The organism is Niabella agricola (genome assembly GCF_021538615.1).
Taxonomy (GTDB): Bacteria; Bacteroidota; Bacteroidia; order Chitinophagales; family Chitinophagaceae; genus Niabella; species Niabella agricola.
On record NZ_JAJHIZ010000003.1, the window covers coordinates 3,969,765 to 3,989,063 of the forward strand.

Consider the following 19,299-nt stretch of genomic DNA (forward strand, 5'->3'; position numbering starts at 1 on the left):
TGATAAGAGTGATTTTTGCATTCAAAGGTTGAGCAGGTTGGCAGATGCCGGTACAGCGGGCAAAAAAAAGCCACAACCGACTTCTCGTCAGCTGTGGCTGGTATTAAAAACATGCAGGCCTAGCTGAACAATTCGTCTTCAGCCTTGCGGTAATAAATTTTATCATCAAGAAACTCCTGTGTAGCCAGCAGGGCAGGGTTCGGCATTCTTTCATATGCCTTTGAGATCTCGATCTGCTCTTTATTTTCATGAATCTCTTCCAGCGTATCAGTATGGCTGGCAAATTCATCCAGTTTGTTGTGCAGTTCTTCCTTTATAGAAATATTGATCTGGTTGGCTCTTTTGCTAACAATGGCAATAGATTCATAAATATTGCCGGTTTTATTTTTTATCTCCTGCAGGCTTTTGGTTTCTACGCTACTGGGAGTACCAACACTAAGATGCCTTCTTAATTTGCTCATTATTACTAAATTTTTGAATTTGAGATTGTGACATCGCCATATATTTTTCAATATCGGCTTTATATTTACTTTCCGGAAAACGATCGATAAACTCCTTGCATTCACCCATCACTTCTCTGAAACGTTCAGGTTTCTTATCAATGATGCTGTTTTCGGCAAAAAGATAATAGGATTTTACCGACATCATCTTATACTCATCCGCAAGCTGGGACTCTGGAAAATTCTCCAGCAGAGCGGCAAAGCTTACACCCGCGGCCCGGTAAAAGCCCATATCATAGTATAGCTTTGCGCTTTTATAGTCCTTGATCTCGAGCTTGCTTCTCAGCTCATCCAGAATCCGGTTGGCCTCGGGCAGCCGTACAGAACTGGGATGGGTATTGATAAAGGTCTGCATGGCGCCAATGGCCTTAAAGGTATTACTTTGATCCAGCTCGGGTTTGGGCGATTGCTTATAAAAGTTATAAGCCCGCATATATTCCATTTCCTCAAATTTGGGGCTGTTGGGAAAACTTTCCATGAATGTTTTAAAGTAGTTTTCAGCCATGGCATAATCCCGCTGGTAATAAGCTGTATATGCGTATTTATAGTAAATATCCTGGAATTGAGGCGTTGTTTTATAATAAGGCAGAATGTCCTCATAGATCAATTGCGCCTTATTATACTTCTTTTTGGCGTAAAACGCATCTGCCATTTTCAATTTATAGGCAGCATCCTTGCTTTTTAAAATCTTATTCATGCCCGGCCCGCAGGACGACATTAAAAACAAGGCGGAAATGATGACGAAAAACCTCATAAAGTTTGCAAAGTTAACTATAACCATGCAAATATTCATAAAAACCTTAGCTACCCAAAAAATGAGTCGTTAAGTTTTTGATAAAGAGAAGTTTGTTGGCTTATTTGCCATTAGACCCGGCTAAAAACTGATCCAGGGCTGTGATCATGCTGGGTGTTTTGGGTAAAGGAGCCACAATTTGCGGTTTTAAACCCGCCTTGATGGCTGCTTCCCGGGTGTTGTCGCCAAAAGTACCAATCACGGTATTGTTTTGCCGGAAGTCTGGAAAATTGTCAAACCAACTCTTCACACCACTGGGAGTAAAGAAACAGAGTACATCAAATTTCTTGTTCCCCAGCGATTTTTTTACATCATTGCTCTTGGTGCGGTACATAAAAGCCAGGTCAAAAGAACAATCGTGCTGCTTAAGCCAGCTGATAATTTCATTATCCTGCTGATTTTCAGAGCATACATACAAAAAGTTGAGATTTTCTTTATGTTTATTGATCACATCCAGCAGGCTTTTGTTACTGCCGTCCGTGCCATAAAATACCTTTCTTTTACGGTAGAGGATGAATTTTTGCAGGTAGAGCGCTACCGCCTCTGTAATACAGAAATATTTAGTGTCCTGCGATACATTGATCTTCATTTCCTCACAGGTTCTGAAAAAGTGATCAATGGCATTGCGGCTGGTAAAGATAACTCCCGAATAGGTAGGGATGCTGATCTTTTGACGTCTGAAATCTTTCCCTGAAATGGGCTCCAGCATGATCAGTGTCTCAAAATCCAGGGTAACACCATGTTTTTTTTCAAGGTCGAAATAGGGGGATTTTTCGCTCTTTGGTCTTGGCTGGCTGATGAGTATATGCTGCACTTTTCCAGCTTCAGGCTTCGCCATGGGTTTTGTTGCTACGTTACTTGACATTAAAATTCACCTAAATTGGGTGCAAAGGTACGCTATTCCCCGTTAAAAAATGTAAAATAAACTTATAGATTACAAAGGCCGGTAACAGCTCAAACGCAATAATATAGATGAAGAAATGAAAGAGACTGACCTTATTGCTTTTCTGTACCAATTGCAGTGCGACTGTAAAACGGTAGAGGAAAAGTGCACCAATGATCAGCCAGCTAAGCGTCCAGATAATGGTTTTGATTCCTGTACCTCCCAGGGATGTGATAACGATTACAGGAAGCAGGAACAATACCAGGATCTTGCTCACCAGGAATATGAGGAAGATGTAGGCGTCAGTAAGATGCTGCAACTTAAATAGCCAGCCAAATAGTTTCAGCAGGAAAAATTTAGCAAGATATGCGACCGATACAACAACCACCGCAAAGGCAAACAACTGCCAAAAAGGATAGGGTATTTTACCTGCAGTAAGTTGGGTTGCCATCAGTGCCAGGTAGTATCCCGCAACGAATACAAACAAAATGTTAAAAAGAAAAGAAGGGAGCGTGTTCTGACTAAGTTGTTGTTGCAGCTGGCGCTGTTTTAGTGTACGCCGGAAAAATAAGGTGGTCAGATCGTCAAAATATTTGGAAAATGCGGTCTTAAACCCGGCAAATAGCAGCATAATCCCGGCCAGGGTGTAAAAATAAATTTCTTCTCCCGGTTGTTTAACCCGTTTGCTGTAAGGACTGATTACCGGTGCTTTGGAGTAGGCGTAATACGGGTGCCCGTCAAGGATTTGGCGGGTAAGACGAAACATCCGGTCCTTGGCGGCAAATTGCGCTTCTTTTTTAAGACTATCTGCAAGGGCTGCTTTCTGCCGGGTTGAATCGATAGCTGCCGGAGGCGGAAGAGGTAAGGCGGTAGCCGTCTTCGCGGTATCTTTTTTTGCCGGCACAGCAACCGCTACCTTTCGTACAGAATCGCGCTGCACACCCGTTTGAAGGCGGTGTACTGTTTTTTTTGCCGTTGCGGTATCTTTTTTGACAACCGTTTGAACCGGCGCTTTTGCCGTAGTATTTTTTTTGCTGCTGGTATCTTTTCGAACGGTGGTTTTACGGTTCGCGGAAAGCGGGGCAGGTTGCGTTATTTTGGTTTGATTAACGGAATTTTTTTGCGTCGGACGGCCTGTTGCTGTTTTTTTTCCTGTAACTACGGGCTGTGCCGCCGGCTGTACAGGTTTTGTAACGGCTGGTTTTTTAGGCGTCGTCCGGCTGGTAGTTGTTTTGCGGGCGCCCGGCTTCGCCGCGGGCTTTGTTGCCTGTGGCGGTTCTTTTATACTGTCTTTTTTTTGAGCTGCCAGATGGCTCAAACAAAAAACAGTCAGAAAAAATATGATGAATATGCGGATCAAAATAAAGGCTTCTTTGAAACGCAAAAATAACAAGCTGCCCTCAATATTATGGAAAAAGATGAATGTCGGCGTTGGTGCTGTAATGCGGTGCCGTTCGGTCTTTTAAAGCGACGCGTAAGCCAAAAGCATATGGATTTGCTCAATTAACGGAATTTTAATATTTTTCTGGTTCAATGCCGGTCTGCCCGGTCGGTTTTATATCGGTTTCCAGTGATGGGCAGGCGTATTAAAGATCGTTTATGAAATACTGGTTATTATTAGCGGGAATTTTTATCGGAAGCCATTCTAATGCATCGGCTATCAGCCCTGGCGATTCAGCCTTTAATTATGGAAGCAGCCGCTTTGAAAAAGGAGGGTTTGTATTGTATTTTACATCGAATGAAACCAATTTTAATGAAGCTGTTAAAAAAAAGATGGTAGACGCTTTTTTTACGGTGTATCCGATATTGGTGAAGGATTTTAACAGCGGTGCGGCAAAGGAAGTCTATTTTAAGGTAGATACCGCCTATCATGGTGTGGCTGCCACCGGTGGTGGAAAAGTGGTCTATGACCCCGTTTGGTTTGCGAAACATCCCGGCGATGTTGATGTGGTGACCCACGAAGTCATGCATATTGTGCAGGATTACGGCAATAGTGTTGGCCCCTGGTGGATCACCGAAGGGATTGCTGATTATGTACGGTTCAAATATGGTGTTGATAATAATGGTGCCGGCTGGAAGCTTCCAGCGTATTCGGAGCGTCAGAAATATTCGGATGGATACAGGGTAACGGCGCGGTTCCTGGCCTGGATCGACGCCCGGGTAAAAAGCGGTACTGTAAAAGCACTGGACAAGGCCCTACGCAATCACACGTATACGGCAGACAGCTGGAAAGAGATAACCGGTAACACCCTGGATGATTTATGGAAGGCGTATTCAAAAGATCCTGTTTTGTAAGCCGCTGAAATAATCGTCCGGGACATCCGTTGCCGGCTACAGACTTGCTGCAGCAAATACTTTTTACTGCTTGTGGATCCTGTAAACAAAATTAAGCCGGTCTGGTTCTCCGTGATAAGCCACCCATTCTTCTTTTAATTTAACTGCTCCCAGCTTTTCGATGGCGGTTTGTGAGCGGTAGTTTTCGGCGCCTATGTGGAAATAAACGGTGTTTACAAACCGGAAAATATAGTGGAGCATGAGTTGCTTTGCGTGTGTATTAAGACCGGTGCCCCAGAACCTGGTTGCGTAAAAGGTATAACCGATGAAGATGCTGTGCTCCTGCGGATCATAATTGTAGAAGCGTGTGCTTCCTGCCAGTTCCCCCGAGGGCATGGCCAGGCAAAGAAAAGCACCTCCGCTTTGTAAAGCGCCCTCAAAGAAGGTGCTGAACACCTCCCGCTGATACCGGTTCTTATTGGGATGCATCTGCCAGATGGCGGGATCGGATGCCACAACAAATAACTTTTCGAAATCTTCCGCTTTTAGCGGAACAAGGCGTATGCGCTCATCTTCCAGCTCAGGCTGCAGGGAAAACGGGGCAATTGAAGACAGAGCGTTCATGATGCGGATGTTTTAAAGGTGAAGATAAATAAAATGACCTGACTTTGGTATTTCAGAGATGCGCTTATGCGCAACCCTTTTTGAATGGATCGTCCGGTAATGGTGCATGATCGGGTTAAAGACAAAGGCCGTTCTGAAACGAACGGCCTTTGATACCCAAAGTAAATGTGCCTGTAATTAATGCTCCATTATTGTATAGATGAGAACATTTATTCGACCGGTAATGGTTTTACATTCCTTTCCGCACCGGGATAGCCGATATTTTGGTTAATGATCCCCTTTAAGTTGGTATTAATAACATTGGCGGGTACGGGCCACAATATATGGTGTACGCTTACTTTGTACTCTGCCCATTTGTGCTTTACCCCCTTGTTATAGAAATTACTCCTGGATACCACGCGGTCGTACCAGAAATTAATGCCCATTTGCTTTACATTGGAATTAACACCGCCGGGACCGCTGATATTCTCCAGTTTGTAAACATGTCCGCCAAATATTTCGCAGGGCTTTCCGGTTTTTGCATACGTGTAGGCGATCCGCACCAGCTCGATATGCCGGTTCTCTTCATAATAAAGTTCGCGGGCTCGTTCGTCCAGGATCTCACCGATATTGATATCGGCGGCTGTTAAAGGGGTAGCGCCAGCCCGGGTACGCACTGCATTCATTGCTGTGGCAGCGGACCCCGGATCATTTTTCCAGTAATAACATTCTGCCAGCATCAAATACACTTCTGCGGAGCGGTAAATATACCAGGGGGTTTCGCCACCGGCCCAGGTCGTTTGGAGTGGGTCGGGAACAAATACCTTGTAATGCGGCCAGGGGAACCACAGACGGATCGTATCTTCAACGCTCATGGCAGCAGGTTTTACGAAATTCTTACCGTACCAGGGATTATTACTGCTTTTAAGCTTGGGCTCGTTGTATCGGAGGTCTTCCATCCGCTTCCAGCTGTTGTGATTATAAATGCCTCTTGTATCATTGGCTTCTTTGTCGGCGCGCCATATTTCATTGGTATAGTACCAGGTGGGGCGCAAACGCCCAATTCCCCTTCCGTACAGCTCGTTCAGGTCAAGGCTGTCCGGCGTATCTGCAGGAGAAGGGGAGATGGTTCCTGTTTTTCCATCGGGTGTTTTTATATTGCCGCTGTTCCAGTATGGAACGGCATTGCGCATTGTTTGAATACGGTCTGAACCGTCTACTTCGGGATAAGAAACCACATACATCAGACCTTCTGTATTGGTCATGTCCAGTTTGGCTTCTACGCTGTGAAGATCCGTCATCAGGTTGCCATTTTCGTTTTTTTTATTGGAGGTAAACCGCTCTTTCATCAACGGGTGGGCGGCTACAATTTCCTTACCCACTTCTATGGCACGGTCAAAATCCGTAAGTGCCATGCATACTTTCATCAGGAGCACACCACAGGCCGATTTTGAAGTGCGCCCGCGGTCTACATTGTCCGGAACCCATTGATAAGCAAATTCCAGATCCTTTTTTATGCGTTCCAGTATGCTCCATCTGTCGGATGAATAAAAGTCATATTTGGGCTCAATGATTTCGTGATCGATAAAGGGAACATCGCCAAACTGGTGCACCAGCTTAAAATAGCGGTAGGCGCGTTGAAAATATGCGGCGCCCAGGATGGCATTTTTTTCGTTGTCATCCTTAAACGTAGCTTTATCGATCCAGGATACAACCGTGTTGGCATATTTAACACCTTTATACCCTTCATACCAGTACCATCCAACTTTTGTTGTGTTCGTGTTGTTTAAGTCGGCGTCGGGCATTAATGCAATATCCATGTCCATCTGCGGTCCGGCCTTATCGGTAGTGCCCTCTACAGCTACCTCAGATTGGATGATCTCCGTAAGGATGGGCGCTGCATCTCCAAAATATTCATGCCGCATATTCCGTTCACATGCCGTTAATGTGGAGTACAAACCCCTTGCGTCAGAGAGGGCCACACCCGGCTCATAAAAAGAGAGGGGTTTCGGCTTCAACCAGTCTTTTTTACAGGCCATCAGCGAAATTGCCATTAGCGAAATGGGCAATATGCCTTTATATATGATGATTCGATTCATGGTCTAAAATTTAAAGTGTCAGATTAAGGCTTAAATTATAAGTACGGGGCGTGGGCTGACCCGGCGTGTATTCATTTCCATCGCTGTTCCGGGTTCTATATCCGCCAGACTCTGGATCGCCAAACTTCCAGTGGGGGGCCCAGAATGCTACATTTCTTACTGCAGCAGAAATGCGTAAGCTTTGCGCCTTTATAACGTTCAACCAAGTTTGGGGAACGGCATAGGATAAGGAGAGATTATCGAGCCTTATGAAAGATCGCTCCACATAGTTGGTTCCAATATTCTTGGAGCCGATGCGGGCGTAATCATTGATCGGATTTTCGGGAGTCCATCTTGGCTGCACATAATCGGTGGCTCTGTCGGGAAAACTATTGCTGTTGGCTGCCCGGTTAAACTGTTCTTTCTGGCCCCAGCTGGAATAGATAAAAACAGAAAGGCTAAAGCGTTTATAGTTGAAATCGTTTCTCCAGGTCCATCTGAACCGCGGACTTTTATATCCCTGAAAGATCCGGTCTGCATCCGTCATTACACTGTCGCCATTCTGGTCCTTGTATTTAAAATCCCCCGGCTGGTTTCCGTATTTTTTAGCAGCGGCCAACTCATCGGTTTGCCATACACCTACACGTTCATAAGCCCAGTACCGATCCGGATCCTGGCCAATGAACCAACGGTTCTTTATATCATCAGCCTCTTTTTGGCCGATCACATTTCCATTGGCATCCTTGACATCGATCATATCTCCATACAAATGCACGATCTTCCTGCGGTTCAGCATAAAGATAAAGCCACTGTTCCAGTCGAAGTCTTTCTTCCGGACGATGATGCCATTCAGGCTTACTTCAAAGCCCTTATTGTTCAGCTGGCCCAGGTTTGCCGCCACGCTGTTGAAGCCGATGATCTCTGGCAGGGCACGATCTACCAGCAGGTCATTTGTTGTAGCGGTATAAACATCAAAGGTTCCGCTCAACCTGCTCTTAAACATTGAGAAGTCGAGACCGAAGTTGTAGGAAGCTTTACTTTCCCACCGCAGGTTTACGCTGGGCATGCGATTTACATAAAGCTGGGATCCTACATATACGTTTCCTTTCTGATCAATATACGGATGGAGTCCGGAGGTCATATCCGAAAGGGCGTCATACTGCCCGATGTCCCGGTTGCCGTTCTTTCCCCATGAAAGCCGCAGTTTGGCAAAGTCCAGCCAGGAGGAAGTCTTTTTCATGAAATTTTCCTCGGAAAGATCCCAGGCAAGGGCCAGGGCCGGGAAGGTTGCCCTTGGGTTTTGTACACTAAATGCAGAATAACCGTCTCTGCGTACCGAAGCCGTCAGCATATACCGGTCTTTTAACGAATAGAACAGGCGGGCCATCAAGGCGTCTCCGGTTCTATAAGTATCATTGCTTTCATTGAGTGGCACGGTTCCTGCCTGTATGCGGTGATAGCCAAGAATATCGCTGGGGCTGTAACCGGATGCCGTTGCCTTGGTCATCCAGTATTGGCCCTTTTCCGCATTTTGCAGTAACGTTACCTCAAAATTATGGATATCAAAACGTCGCTTCCATCGCAGTACATTATCGATCTGCCAGTTGAAGGTTTTTTCAAAGCGACGTTCACTTTCCCCTCCCTTTGCATTCCATTGCTGGCTTAATGAGGATTCATGATTGTAATATTCATCCCAGGAAAAGGAAGGTGTATAGTTGGATTGGAATTCAAAACCAAAGGGGAGAGTCACAATGCCATAGATGCTCGAGTTCAGGGTGCTGGACACATCTCTCCGATCCCGGAATTGGTTGTCATAAAACGGGTTTACCGGGGTGGCATCTCCCGTAGGCAGTCGCTGGTAAATACTTGTGGGATCGTCTATATTATTAGAGCCATAAGGGGAGATTACGGCCGACTGTCCCCAGTCTGCCTGCAGAAAGCCTTCGTTTCGCACGGCAAAATTGGTGTTGGCGCCAACCTTTAAGAAAGAAGTGATTTTTGATTCCAGGTTCAGGCGGGTTCTGAAGTTCTTGAACCGGTTTCCTACCACTATTCCTTCGCGGTCTACATAGTTGAGCGAAAAATAGTAGCTGGAACCTTCATTTTTATTGGAGACGGCTGCGGTATAGTCCTGCTGAAAACCTTTCTGGAAAACCAGGTCCTGCCAGTTGGTGATTTTATTAGCTATATAGTTGTCAATTTCGGGAGACTTTAATTCAAGCCGTGATAGCCAGGCCCGGATCAGTTGCTCTTCGGTTACGGATGCTACCGGTGTTTTCTGATCGTAGTTGTACCAGTCAAGCTGTGTTACATTGGTTAGCTTACGTGGATCTACAAACATTTCAGGGTATTTTTGAAGGTCGGCATCCGTACGTCTTCCTACTTCGTAATCATAGCGCCATTTCAGAAATTCTTCGCCATTCATCACGCGGGGCATACCAGCCGTTTCTACAAATCCGATATTGGCATTGAAGGTGATCCGGGGCTTTCCGGAGGTTCCTTTTTTTGTTGTGATAAGAATGACGCCGTTGGCCGCCTTTGCCCCGTACACCGCTGTGGCACTAGCATCTTTCAGGATGTCGATCGACTGGATGTCATTGGGGTTGATGTCGGAAAAGGATCCGTCAAAAATGACCCCGTCTACTACGTTTAACGGGTTACTTCCGGCCTTTAACGTGCCTGATCCCCGCACCAGGATATCGGCATCGCCCCGGGCGGTATTTCCCGGGTTGCTCTGCCCGATAATAATACCAGCGGCGTTACCCCTCAACAGATCCTGAACAGAGCGCGGGGCCTCCTTCTCCAGTTTGGTGGCTTGTACAGAAGCTACGGCGCCGGTAAGGTCTTTCCGTTTGGCGGTGCCATATCCTACGACCACTACTTCATCCAAACCCAGGGTCTCGGTTTCCAATACGATGTTGATCTCTTTGTCGCCGTTGACCGTTTGTTCCTGAGCCCGGTAGCCGGTGGCTGTAAACTCCAGTTTGATGCCGCGGTTGCCGGGAACCGACAACGTAAATTTACCATCCTGGTCTGTTGTGGTTCCGGTTGTAGTGGCTTTAATAAGCACGGTAACACCCGGCACGGGAGTGCCACTCTGATTTTTAACCGTTCCGGAGATTTTCCATCTGCCGGTTTGGGCAAAGGAAGCGCCCGCATTCCATACCCCGATAAATGTCATAAAGACAATTATCCAATTCCTACAACTGTACATGATTTTAATTTGGTTTAGTTAATACCTGGAGAACCGTTTTATGAATTCAATTGCATGATGATCCCTATACCCCGGGGGGCATGCCATCTACGTCCAATAAATCATTTTTTAAAAAAATACAATCGTTATTCCGATTTTACATTTCGCATGATCAAGCATTACAAATCTAACGAATAAATAACGAATAAAAAGCACCAAACCATATAAACGATTTACGAAAACGTTGTAAATCGTTTGCACCGCCGGTATCTTTTTTATAGATGAGGAACGAAGAATATATGTTTGCCGATAGCAGGCATAGGAAGCCATGGACGCGATGGCGTTTGTGGATGGCGGGGCACTCCCAAACACAATAAAGCCGGGGGCTTATGTCCCCGGCTTTATTTTTATGACGGATGGATTTGTTAGCATTGAATCCCGCGCTGTTACAGCGTTTCCTTCAGCCATCCGAAGAATTCGCGCTGCCATACAAGAGCATTCTGGGGTTTTAATACCCAATGGTTCTCATCGGGGAAGAACAGGAATTTACTTTTAATGCCTCTGAGCTGGGCTGCCTGAAAAGCACCCTGACCCTGCTCAATGGGTACGCGGTAATCCTTTCCACCCTGAACGATCAGGATGGGCGTATTCCAATTGGCCACCGCATGCAGCGGAGAAGCTGCATAAGAGCGTTGTGCCGTCTTATTCTCTTTCTCCCAGTAATAACCGCCTTTTTCCCATTGCTCAAACCAAAGTTCATCCGTGGTGCCGGTCATGGCGGTAAAGTCAAAAACACCGTCGTGTGCAATAAATGTTTTAAACCGCTTTTGATGACGGCCCGCCAGCGCAAAAACAGAGTACCCTCCAAAACTTGCACCTACCGCTGCCCGGCGGTCTTTGTCTACATAAGGTTCTTTTGAAATATCATCAATGGCATCTAAATAGTCTTGTATTACTTTTCCGCCCCAATCCTTACTTACTTCTGCATTCCACTGTGTGCCAAAGCCAGGCATCCCGCGGCGGCAGGGAATCACCACGATATATCCCTGTGAAGCCATCAGGTGAAAGTTCCAGCGATAGGAGTAGAATTGAGTGGTGGCAGACTGCGGACCGCCCTGGCAATACAGGAGCGTCGGATATTTTTTGGAAGGGTCAAAATTGGGCGGGTAAACGACCCATTCCATCATTTTCCGCTGATCGGAGGTCGTGATCCAGCGTCGTTCAGTTTTAACCGGGGCAATCTGCTGATAGGCTTCATCATTTACATGCGTCAGTTGTGTAAGGGCACCGGTTTTGATATGAAGTTTATAAATCTCTGAAGCCCGCGAAATATCTTCCCTTGCAACAATAAGTTCATCACCGGTTTGAGCCACGATGGCCGTAATGTCAAAATCACCCTTGGTGATTTGCTGGATACGGGGAAGCATGCGGGTAAGGCCAATATCGTTTACCGTAAACAACTGTTCTGTTCCGTTTACAGGGGCGATAAAGAACAGGTTTTTACCATCGTTGCTCCAGATAAAAGAAGAAACATTGATCTGGTCGTTGTGGCCGGTCAGGTTTACTGTAGTCCCGTTGGTCATTACCACCAGGTCATTTTTGTCGGCTTCATAACCGTCGGTCTTCATCTGCAACCAGGCCATTTTTCCCTGTTTGTTAAATGCCGGAGCTACATCATATCCCTTATTGGCTTCTGTAAGATTCTTTGTGGTTCCGGAGGCGATATCGTATGCATAGATATCGGTATTGGTACTCACGGCATACTCGGTGCCAAATTTTTTCTTGGTTACATAGATGATCTGCTTGCTATCGGGCGACCAGATAAAATCTTCATCACCTCCAAAGGGTTGCTGTGGACAAAAATAGGGTTCATTGGGCATGATGTCCTTTTTTTCGCCGGCCTTCCCGTTGGTATAAGGCGCAAAAAACACATGGCTGAAGCTGCCGTCAAACCACTTGTCCCAGTGACGGTAATTGAGAGCGGTATATACCTGTGCGGATGTTTGATCCAGTTCGGGGTAAAGATCACTGCCCATCACTTTTTTTAATTTTACCGCTTCGCTGCTAAGAATGTATGTTCCGTCGGGTGATATTCGGTTGTTGTCAATCACGTCTTCAGAACTGGTCAGTTCAGTTGGCTGCCCTCCGGCAAGGGGAATCGAAAATTCTTTTGAATCCATTTTATTGGCGGAGAGATTCGGGGTCGATACTTTATAGATCAGGGACTGTTTGTCTTTAGAGATCCCTATTGCGCTGACCCTGCCTAATTTTAGCAGCGTTTCGGGGCTGAGAGATGGTTGTGCATTGGCTTTCAGCATAGATAATGCGGATAGAATGAAGAATAATTTTCTCATGTGAAAAAATTTTGTGCAAAGGTACTTTCTTTCTTTCAGAATGAGCATTGAGAATCCAGAATCGAAAGTCCAGCACCTGAAAACGGGCACCTGATGGCTGCCTGCTTATTGTGCACTGCTAATGGCTGAAAACTGACCGCATATCCTAAAAATAACTGATGAACCCGAAGTGGATCTTCGACTGTCGCAGGTTAAAACTGGTGTCATTGCGTTTACCAACAGCCCAGGCAAGATTGAATACACCGGCCTTTGTTTCGAATGCCAGGCCGATGCCTACTCCAAGAAAGTTGTAGTTTTTGCGAACACCCCGGCTTCCGTCGTATCCCCAGCCGCCGTCGGCAAAGGCGTTAAGATAGGAATTCTCCCCAACGAGATAACGATATTCCAGTGTGCCAATAGCATACTGCGAAAGGAACTGACTTTGCTCGTCAAACCCCCGCAACAGCCGGTATCCGCCGATCTGGAATAACTCGTTGCGGAAAATATTTTCGCCGGCCAGATATCCGCCCTGTATCGCAGCTTTGATGGTGCTGACACCACGCGCAGACAATGGTATATAGCGGGAAGCTGACAATACCGTACGAACCTGCACCGACCGGAGTTTTACAGTGTCGTACAGGCTGCCAAAATTAAATCCGGGATCCTCCGGGTCTTCCAGTTCCAGCACCTGGTTGTTTTTCTTGATTTTCTTGATGCCGCCGGTTCCCGTAAACTTTATATCAAAACCCGTAACCGGGTTGAATATATAATTGGTGGTATTGAGCTGGTACTCGATGCCAACATTCGAAATTTTTACATCAGCTTCCCTGGGCAGCTGCCGGGTTTGCAGCAGTTCGTTTTTATTGATGACGCTGATAATGGTGGAGAACTGGTTATAGAAAAGTTTAATATTTTGCCGGGTGTTGATGGTATATTGTGTACCGGCCCGGTATTCAAAATTGAGGTAGCTGGAGTCTCGTTTCAGCATATTAAATGCAAAATCAAGCCCGAAGCGCGACCGGAACAGATAGGGCTGCAAAAACGCAAGATCCAGCTGTTGAGAGGCGGCTGCCAGCTTTTGCCATACCAGCCCAATGGTTTCCCCACCACCCAGCGCATTTTTCAGGTTGAGCAGACCTTCCCCGGTGATCTGCAATTTTTTCGCCGCCGCAACATCGCTGTTGGGCAAAAAGCCAACAATAAAATTAACCTGGTTGCTTTTCTTCTGCTGCAGGAAAACTTCAACCATTCCCCCCATGCTTCCCCAATAAAAACGGGGCGGGAAGGTTTCCTCTACATAGTTAAGCTTTTTGAGCTCCGCAGAGATGCGCTGCAGTTTTTCCTTATTATAGATGGAGCCGTTCCGGATGTCCAGGTAATTCTGAAGATAGTCGTTGCTGAGTTTTGCGTTGCCGGTGATCCGGATACTGTCAACTTTATAGAGGGGCCCCGGGTGTACCTGCAGTTGCCCGGATACTTTTTCACCATGGATGTTTAACGCATCTACGTATACTTTTGCAAAAGGATGACCGTGGTTCTCAAAATAGTTTAGCATACGTTGCTGAATGCTGCCCAACAGATCGTAATCCAGCGGGCGGTCTTCAAATAGATGCGGGTCATAGCCTACCTGCGCCAGCCATTTACGGCTTTCTTCGGTGGTGGAAAGCGCTTCCCAGGTATATCGCATGCCTGTAAAGAGCCGCATATAGGCGGAGGCGGAATCCAGCCGGAGGGTATCAACTGATGCGGTGATATAGCCTTTTGCCTGTAACAGCGGCAGCAATTGACGGGTATACTGGCGGCAATCTTCCTGGTTGATGAAATCTGTTTTAATACCAAGGGTGTCGGTGATGAAAGCAGGCGCCCGGTCAACAGCCTCAATGATCAGGGCATACCGGTTCTGGGAGGCGGCCTGGAAGCCCATCCATAAAAATAACAGGAGCAGCGTTAACCGGTGTTGTACCTTTGTCATTCGGAAACACAAATAAACGCCATTTTACTGAACGAAGCATCGTTTGGGCGCTGTGTTCGAATTAAAAATAGTAAACAAATAAATCCTCCTCATTGTCTGGCATCTATATTCATATCCCGTTCTGTAAACAAGCCTGTCATTATTGTAATTTTCATTTTTCCACTTCCTTGCATTACCGGGAAGAGTTGGTGCAGGCCATCGCAGGAGAAATGGCAATGGCCGCAACCTCGGATTTTATAGAACGGGCACCGGTGCAAACCGTGTACTTTGGTGGAGGTACACCGAGCCTGCTGCCTGCAGCGGATATTGATTTCCTGTTAAAAAAGGTAAGAGAATGCTACCCGCTTGCAACCGATGCTGAAATTACCCTGGAGGCAAACCCGGATGACCTGAACTCCGAAAAACTGGAAGCATGGAAGCTCTCCGGAATTAACCGGCTGAGTATTGGCGTGCAGTCTTTTTTTGAATCAGATCTTTTATGGATGAACCGTGCTCACAATGCGGCTCAGGCCAGGAGCGGACTGGAATTGGCCCTGCAGTACTTTAATAATATCACCATGGATCTGATTTATGGGGTTCCGGGACTGAACAATGAACGCTGGAAGCAAAATGTGGTTACTGCTTTAGAGGCCGGAGTCCCGCATTTATCCTGCTATGCCCTTACAGTAGAGCCCCGAACCCCGCTGGACAAAATGGTACGAAAACATATAAAGGAGGATGTCAGCGGGGAGGTGCAATCGGAGCAATTTTTGCTGTTGATGGACTGGTTGCAGGCCGCAGGTTATGAACATTATGAGATCTCCAATTTTGCGAAGCCCGGATTCCGGAGCCGGCATAACAGTGCTTACTGGAAGGGCACGCCTTATTATGGATTCGGGCCGGCAGCGCATTCTTATAATCAGGTAATCCGCCGCTGGAATGTTGCCAATAACCAGCAGTATATCCGAGCTATCAATTCCGGACATATTCCCTATGAAGAAGAAGTGCTTACGCCGGCGCAGCAACAAAACGAATATGTGATGATTGCACTTCGTACAAGCGAAGGCATAAAACTGAAACAGCTGGATGGGCCTGCAAAACAACGGATCCTGGAGCAGGCCGGAATATATGCAGAGCGCGGACTGCTGATTATTGATGAAACCGGCATCCGGCTCACCCGTGAAGGAAAGTTGTTCGCCGACGGTATTGCTGCGGACCTGTTTGTTACTGCATGACCCTGTTTGCGGTTATCACATGTTCTATAAAGAATGGTTAGTCGCTGTATACCATGTTTATCTCAAAGGGGAATGAAAAGGAAGCGTTGGTCTCCAGCTGGTAACGCAACTGCTTTTGCAGGTAGGCTAACTCGTCTTCTGTATAATCGGTTTCTTTCAGATAAAGATCGATTCCAATGGTTCGGGTAATGCCCGTTTTTGGACCCTGGAGTACGTTCATGGTTTTATTAATGATCACTTTTTGAAGCCGGTTGCCAAAAAGCTCGTGACATAAGAGCCGGATATCTTCCTTGCTGATAACCTTGCCTCTTGAAGAGAGCTGGCGTATCAACATTTGCTGCTGGGCATAATCGCTGTATGTTTCCACACCGCCGCTAACGGCGGTAAGTGCGATGCAGGGGCTTCCCGTTAACGTATGCATTAACGGTTTAAACACGGCTGCCGCCTTTACAGCTGCCGCTGCGGCAGGGGTGGTGGACCAGTATTCTACAAATACGGTTTCCTGCTCTTTCTTTGATCTTAGCAGCACATAATTAAAGGCCGGTTTTTCGTCCTTGGAAACGGCCAGACGCTCCTGCAAGCGTGTCAGCAGTTTGGAAATCTCGTGAAGCTGGGAGGCAATCAGGTCGTTGCTGGTTCTGCTAAAATAGGCGCTTTCATCCCGGATGCTTTCCAGCAGGCTGTTAATGGTATTGCGCACATCGCGGCTGCTTTCTTTTCCAACTTTCGCAGATCTTACGATAGCCTGCCCTTCATGGATCGGGTCTTCGCCGGCATCGGGCCGTAGTTGATACCGGGTACCATTTGCGCCTTCGATGCTTTTAATATCGAGGTAAGACCCTTTTACCGGCAAGGGAATGATATTGATCCATTTTTCAGTTTTAAAGTGGATTTTTTCCGGTTTCCGGTTTAATGCGGGGAATGCGTTTACGCCCACCAGCATCCGCTCCAGCGCTTCCTGTTGGAAGTGCCGGCTCAATTTAAGAGTGATATAGATCACCTCCTTTGCGCGGATTTCTTCCTGCAGCTTATCCGGCAGATTTTGTAAGATGGAAGCATCCTGTGGAACGGAGACAAGGGATTCCTGCTGTACGGTGATGAATTGTTGTTCATAAATACCGGCGACTTCTCTCCGGATTTTCCGGCTATAATCGCCTTCCATTTCAAGGCTGTCTTTCAGGCTGGTTTCGTATTGCTGCTGTTGATAATATCCTTTTGTAAAACGGGTCTCCTGTTCATTGATAAACAACCGGGCATGTTGCAGCGCAAAATAAAAGTTCGCAGCCTCAGAGTGTCCTTTAAGATCGAAAAAGAGCTGCAATCCCTGCAAGCTTTCAAACAGGTCTTTTGTGTGCAGTGTAAAATGAATCTCATTAACAGGCGCTTTATCCTGCGGGGCTTCATATACCAGTGATTTACGCCCGGCGTCTCCCAGTTTATATACCCTGCTACCTGTTCTTAAGAACAAGGTATGTAGCCGGAATAGTTTTACCGAGCCGTTTGGGGTAAAGCAAAGCTCGGTTTCAGAAGATGGAGATCCGGCTGTTTGCGAGGCAGCTACCGTTGTAAAGCAATGTTCCTGTTCCAGTACCGCAGTTTGTTCCGCGGGTGTTGCTGTAATAACGCAGGAGGCCGGTTTTGCCCTTAATAAAGCATGAGGAAGCATGATGGTAGACAGCTCATTAAGCAAGCGGCTTTTTACGTCATTGATCTGATAGCCGATATGTTCTACTTCTCCGGCCAATACGTCAAAAATCAACATTAGCAGCGGATCAAAATTGGCTTCGATTTCGTTTTCAGGAACCTGCCAGTGCGCTGCTGCCAGGCGAATCATCCGGTCGCGGATCTGTTCTTTTTTTAAGAGTTCCATAATTGAATCAGATTGGATGGATACAGTAAATAGCTATTAATCCAATGTGAGCGGTCCGATGAATAAACCGGTTTGAAACCGGAACGGCTCCAAGGTCTTCTGGATCTGGCCGCTGATCGTAATCTCGATCTTTCTTCTTGGCAGATCGGCACTTGGTGTTTTAAGCACGGTAAGTGTTACGTCTACATGCACTTCCACATGGGCAAGCCTTTTTTCATAAAGGGCGATCTGCTTTTTTAAATTATTCACGATTAATTCTTTCCGGGAATCATTATCGAGATGGATGTCGTAGTCTGTTTCCCAGAATGAAGCGCCGTATGCGGTATCTGTTTTATTCTCGCCCCGTCCTGTTGTTATGATCAGGTGCAGGTTGCGATAGATCGAATCCACCAGACCGCAGGAGGGAAGCTTTTTTCGATCGAAAAATTGGTCGAATCGCAGCGGCAATTTTAAATACTCTTTCACTTGCATCAATTTACTTATATGTAATGTATGTGATTTTTACACAGTTGCCGTTTGCCGGGTCTCTTACTACCTTAAAGGACTGGATCCTTTTTTTCCTTTTTAGCAACGGTAATCCTTTTTTTTCCTTCAGCTCGTTGCAGAGCGCTGCAAAGGTGGTAGACTGATTGTTGGCCATTACCTTGGTGCCTGCACCATTGCAAAGGATGTTATTAAAGTCGGCAATACTTTTTTTACCTTCTGTAACCTCTTCAAGCATTGCTTGTATGGCAGGCTCCGGTAGCTGATCGTATACTTTTGCTGTAGCGGGCTCCGGTTCCTGGGTTGCGGGTTTGGGTGCTTCCTGTTTGGGCTCCTCCTCTTTTTTTTCAGGAGCTGCTGCAGGAAGTGGGGGCGGGCCAACTTCAGCGGGGCCAGGGGGCAATGGCAGGCTGGATGTGGTATTGGGAGCAGGCCCCAACGGATCGGTAACCTGGATGGTTTTTTGATAGGAAGCTCCCTGGTCCAGCTTGAGGGTCACCGTGAAAGTGCCGGCCTTTGAAAAAATAAATTTTGCGGTTTTAGTAATCTGTTGCCCCATTTCCGGTAGTTCCTGTATACTCCAGTTGTATGTAGCTGATTCGGCAGTGGTATTGAATACGGTTTCATTGCCGGTGGCCACCACATCATCCGAGACAATGCGGTTAATCTGGGGGCTGCTGTTGGTACTGACCAGCGTACTGTTTTGAATGACCCGGATATTTATGGATTCCGCACAACGACCGTTGATAATGGCGGTAACAAGATAGTTGCCTTCTTTGATAAAGCTGTGTGTTACCGATGCGCCGATCTGTGTGGCGGATTTATCACCAAAATTCCAGGTAACCATCAGGCTTGCATCATTGTGTGTAGCAAAAAAGCGAACCTGCTCATTTACAAAGTACGTGTGCGGGCCATCCGAAATATGATTGATATTGCTCGTGGTCTTTAACTGGAATTCTGGACAGGAAACATTGGTTACCACCTTATAGCTAAGCAGCGCCAGTGCTGTTACCGCAACGATGATCAGGGTGAACCATACCCTGAAATCCAGCCGGCCCCATTGTTTGGTATATACAAAATGCATACGGTAAAAGATTTAAGAT

At 46.5% G+C, this 19,299-nt stretch carries 14 protein-coding genes; 2 read left to right on the top strand and 12 right to left on the bottom strand.

Annotation, left to right across the window (positions count from 1 at the left end; all coding sequences use genetic code 11):
• Positions 1 to 119: 119 nt before the first annotated feature.
• From LL912_RS21995 to LL912_RS22010, 4 genes are all read right to left on the bottom strand, one after another.
• Positions 120 to 461, bottom strand: coding sequence for a DNA-directed RNA polymerase subunit omega (locus LL912_RS21995; protein WP_090393568.1), 342 nt, complete (start codon positions 459 to 461; stop codon positions 120 to 122).
• A complete protein-coding gene (locus tag LL912_RS22000; protein ID WP_235555768.1) occupies positions 436 to 1,254 on the bottom strand; it encodes an outer membrane protein assembly factor BamD in 819 nt (272 codons plus the stop codon). The genes LL912_RS21995 and LL912_RS22000 overlap by 26 nt, the downstream gene beginning before the upstream one ends.
• A 100-nt stretch (positions 1,255 to 1,354) precedes the next feature.
• Complete coding sequence (locus tag LL912_RS22005) at positions 1,355 to 2,131, bottom strand: uroporphyrinogen-III synthase (RefSeq protein WP_235555769.1); 777 nt, start codon at positions 2,129 to 2,131, stop codon at positions 1,355 to 1,357.
• Between the two features lie 37 nt (positions 2,132 to 2,168).
• Entirely contained in the window at positions 2,169 to 3,494 is a 1,326-nt protein-coding gene (locus LL912_RS22010; protein ID WP_235555770.1) for a DUF4271 domain-containing protein, read from the bottom strand.
• A gap of 281 nt (positions 3,495 to 3,775) precedes the next feature.
• Here LL912_RS22010 and LL912_RS22015 point away from each other — a divergent pair, with 281 nt between their 5' ends.
• Positions 3,776 to 4,471 carry a basic secretory family protein gene (locus tag LL912_RS22015; RefSeq protein WP_235555771.1) on the top strand — a complete coding sequence of 232 codons (696 nt, stop codon included), beginning with the start codon at positions 3,776 to 3,778 and terminating at the stop codon, positions 4,469 to 4,471.
• A gap of 63 nt (positions 4,472 to 4,534) precedes the next feature.
• Here the strand turns inward: LL912_RS22015 and LL912_RS22020 are convergent, their stop codons facing one another.
• The 5 genes from LL912_RS22020 to LL912_RS22040 form a co-directional block, all read right to left on the bottom strand.
• Positions 4,535 to 5,074, bottom strand: coding sequence for a GNAT family N-acetyltransferase (locus LL912_RS22020; protein WP_235555772.1), 540 nt, complete (start codon positions 5,072 to 5,074; stop codon positions 4,535 to 4,537).
• A gap of 209 nt (positions 5,075 to 5,283) precedes the next feature.
• A complete protein-coding gene (locus LL912_RS22025; RefSeq protein ID WP_235555773.1) occupies positions 5,284 to 7,152 on the bottom strand; it encodes a RagB/SusD family nutrient uptake outer membrane protein in 1,869 nt (622 codons plus the stop codon).
• 10 nt (positions 7,153 to 7,162) lie between these two features.
• Complete coding sequence (locus tag LL912_RS22030; protein ID WP_235555774.1) at positions 7,163 to 10,312, bottom strand: SusC/RagA family TonB-linked outer membrane protein; 3,150 nt, start codon at positions 10,310 to 10,312, stop codon at positions 7,163 to 7,165.
• 458 nt (positions 10,313 to 10,770) lie between these two features.
• Positions 10,771 to 12,678 (bottom strand): S9 family peptidase, encoded by a 1,908-nt coding sequence (locus LL912_RS22035; RefSeq protein ID WP_235555775.1) that lies wholly within the window; start codon positions 12,676 to 12,678, stop codon positions 10,771 to 10,773.
• A gap of 145 nt (positions 12,679 to 12,823) precedes the next feature.
• A complete protein-coding gene (locus LL912_RS22040) occupies positions 12,824 to 14,629 on the bottom strand; it encodes a POTRA domain-containing protein (protein ID WP_235555776.1) in 1,806 nt (601 codons plus the stop codon).
• Positions 14,630 to 14,721: 92 nt separating this feature from the next.
• Between LL912_RS22040 and hemW the strand changes: the two genes are divergently transcribed.
• Entirely contained in the window at positions 14,722 to 15,843 is a 1,122-nt protein-coding gene (gene hemW, locus LL912_RS22045) for a radical SAM family heme chaperone HemW (RefSeq protein WP_235555777.1), read from the top strand.
• A 37-nt stretch (positions 15,844 to 15,880) separates the two neighbouring features.
• Here the strand turns inward: hemW and LL912_RS22050 are convergent, their stop codons facing one another.
• The 3 genes from LL912_RS22050 to LL912_RS22060 are packed head-to-tail and all read right to left on the bottom strand — an operon-like array spanning position 15,881 to position 19,280.
• Positions 15,881 to 17,713: a hypothetical protein gene (locus tag LL912_RS22050; protein WP_235555778.1), complete on the bottom strand. Its 1,833-nt coding sequence runs from the start codon at positions 17,711 to 17,713 to the stop codon at positions 15,881 to 15,883.
• A gap of 36 nt (positions 17,714 to 17,749) precedes the next feature.
• On the bottom strand, positions 17,750 to 18,178 hold the full coding sequence (locus tag LL912_RS22055; RefSeq protein WP_235555779.1) for a GPW/gp25 family protein: 429 nt from the start codon (positions 18,176 to 18,178) through the stop codon (positions 17,750 to 17,752).
• 10 nt (positions 18,179 to 18,188) lie between these two features.
• Positions 18,189 to 19,280 (bottom strand): PKD domain-containing protein, encoded by a 1,092-nt coding sequence (locus tag LL912_RS22060; protein WP_235555780.1) that lies wholly within the window; start codon positions 19,278 to 19,280, stop codon positions 18,189 to 18,191.
• Positions 19,281 to 19,299 lie beyond the last annotated feature (19 nt).

Excerpts from the sequence above, each read along its gene's own strand:
- LL912_RS22005 (WP_235555769.1), bottom strand. The coding sequence starts at position 2,131 with ATGGCGAAGCCTGAAGCTGGAAAAGTGCAGCATATACTCATCAGCCAG.
- LL912_RS22000 (WP_235555768.1), bottom strand. The coding sequence starts at position 1,254 with ATGAGGTTTTTCGTCATCATTTCCGCCTTGTTTTTAATGTCGTCCTGC.
- LL912_RS22030 (WP_235555774.1), bottom strand. The coding sequence starts at position 10,312 with ATGACATTTATCGGGGTATGGAATGCGGGCGCTTCCTTTGCCCAAACC.
- LL912_RS22035 (WP_235555775.1), bottom strand. The coding sequence starts at position 12,678 with ATGAGAAAATTATTCTTCATTCTATCCGCATTATCTATGCTGAAAGCC.
- LL912_RS22025 (WP_235555773.1), bottom strand. The coding sequence starts at position 7,152 with ATGAATCGAATCATCATATATAAAGGCATATTGCCCATTTCGCTAATG.
- LL912_RS22060 (WP_235555780.1), bottom strand. The coding sequence starts at position 19,280 with ATGCATTTTGTATATACCAAACAATGGGGCCGGCTGGATTTCAGGGTA.
- LL912_RS21995 (WP_090393568.1), bottom strand. The coding sequence starts at position 461 with ATGAGCAAATTAAGAAGGCATCTTAGTGTTGGTACTCCCAGTAGCGTA.
- LL912_RS22020 (WP_235555772.1), bottom strand. The coding sequence starts at position 5,074 with ATGAACGCTCTGTCTTCAATTGCCCCGTTTTCCCTGCAGCCTGAGCTG.
- LL912_RS22015 (WP_235555771.1), top strand. The coding sequence starts at position 3,776 with ATGAAATACTGGTTATTATTAGCGGGAATTTTTATCGGAAGCCATTCT.
- LL912_RS22040 (WP_235555776.1), bottom strand. The coding sequence starts at position 14,629 with ATGACAAAGGTACAACACCGGTTAACGCTGCTCCTGTTATTTTTATGG.
- LL912_RS22050 (WP_235555778.1), bottom strand. The coding sequence starts at position 17,713 with ATGGAACTCTTAAAAAAAGAACAGATCCGCGACCGGATGATTCGCCTG.